Source organism: Streptomyces sp. NPDC002130, assembly GCF_040296465.1.
In the GTDB taxonomy this organism is placed as follows: Bacteria; Actinomycetota; Actinomycetes; order Streptomycetales; family Streptomycetaceae; genus Streptomyces.
Genome location: NZ_JBEOXI010000694.1, coordinates 1 through 1,699 on the forward strand (window position 1 = coordinate 1; position 1,699 = coordinate 1,699).

1 protein-coding gene and 2 pseudogenes are annotated in these 1,699 nt (G+C 66.5%); 1 reads left to right on the forward strand and 2 read right to left on the reverse strand.

The window, feature by feature from the left end:
• A pseudogene (locus ABT116_RS44540) lies at positions 1 to 224 on the reverse strand (DUF1996 domain-containing protein); the annotation flags it as partial.
• Between the two features lie 252 nt (positions 225 to 476).
• Positions 477 to 773 (reverse strand): annotated as a pseudogene (locus ABT116_RS44545) (lytic polysaccharide monooxygenase); the annotation flags it as partial.
• A gap of 132 nt (positions 774 to 905) precedes the next feature.
• Here ABT116_RS44545 and ABT116_RS44550 point away from each other — a divergent pair.
• The coding region (locus tag ABT116_RS44550; protein WP_351646625.1) for an FAD-binding oxidoreductase at positions 906 to 1,699 on the forward strand (794 nt) is incomplete at its 3' end.

Genomic DNA, 1,699 nt, shown 5'->3' on the forward strand with positions numbered 1-1,699 from the left:
GATTCGCTCAGCCGCTGGTAGGCCTTGGCTATCTGCTCGTCCAGGAGGGCGAGTTCCTTGTCGACCTCCCCCCGCGCCTGCTCGGGGACCGAGGTCAGCTTGCTGCCGACGTCCGGGCAGTCGATCGTGGCGCCCGCGGTCCGGCCCCCCGTGCCGGACCGTGTCTGGGCGGACTCACCGCCCGAACCACCGTCCGTGGCGGAGGCGTAGACGTTCGCGGCCATCAGGCCGCCGCCGCCCAGGATCAGTGCGAATGCGGCGAAGGTCGCGCGTCGTGGGCCTGTAGGGCGTCTTCGCGTGTTGCGTCCCAAGGGTGCTCTCCTGCGCTTGTGGCGTGCCGGGCATGAAAATCCCCTCGCCCCATACGTACGGGAGCGCCGCTGTGTTCACTCGCCTCGAAAACTTTCGGAGAATTCTCATGAAGTCCGAACCCGCCCAACCCCCGCCGGACGCGCCGTCCGGCGGGGAAGCACAGGTCAGCGGAAGTTCACGTCACTGCACAGGAAGTAGGTCTGGTCCATGTGCGAGGCCTGCCAGATCGTGTACACGATGTGCCGGCCGCTCCGTCCCGAAGTGCTCACGGGAATCTCGTAGTTCTGGCTGGGCGCGTACCTGCCGGTGCGCTTGACGAGCTGGAGGTCGTTCCAGGTCAGCGGCCGGGTGGTGGGGTCGAAGCCCTGCCGTGTGACGTACACCAGGAAGTAGTCGGCGCCGTGACTGGCCTGGTCGTACAGCTTCACCGTGAAGTTGCCGGTGATGTCCGTCGTCTTCCAGCCGAACAGGTCCTCGGCCTCGAGGTGGTACTCCCCGACGGGACAACGGTGCGCCGGTCACCGAAAGTGTTGTCCGACAACTCCGGATACAACCTGCCCGCACTGTGGGTGGGCAGCGAAGGAACTCTCGGCGTGGTCACAGCAGTCGACCTGAAACTACGCCGGGTACCGGCTCATCGGGTCACGACGCTGACCGGTTTCGACAGACTGGAGGACGTCGTCGACGCGGGACGGATGTTGCGCACCCTCGACGGCGTCGACGCCCTGGAGTTGTTGGACGGCCGCGGACTCGAACTGGCCGCTCGACGGTTGAACGCGGCAGTGCCGACCGGGCGCGCGTGGTATCTCCTCGCCGAGGTATCCGCGGCTCACGATCCGATGGAAAGCCTGGCCGAAGCACTCGCACGCATCGACCCGCCGGAAACTCCGTCGGTGGGAGTCGACGGCCCGAGTTCGACGCGCTTGTGGGCGGCGAGGGAATGCTTCGCCGAAGTGGTCGGACTCTTCGGTCCCCCACTGAAATTCGATGCGGCACTGCCCCTGGACTCGCTCGCCGCCTTTGCCGAGGACGCCGCCGCGGTGATCGCGAGCCGAGCACCGGAGGCGATCCCCGTTCTCTTCGGACACATCGCCGAGGGAAACATCCACCTCAATGTCCTGAACTGCCCGAACGCCGACACCGTCTACCGCAGCGTCCTCGAACTGGTTCGCGATCACGGTGGAAACGTCAGCTCCGAGCACGGGGTGGGCTCGCTCAAACGCAACTATCTGGACCTGGCCCTCTCGGCGGAGGACATAGCCACGATGTGGGCGATCAAGCGAGCCCTGGACCCCTGGCTCGCCCCCGACCTTCGCCCGCTTCCTGTCAGAAAGCCGAGGTACCCGTCATGCGCCGCAGACTCCTCGCCCTGGTGGCAGCGCTCTCC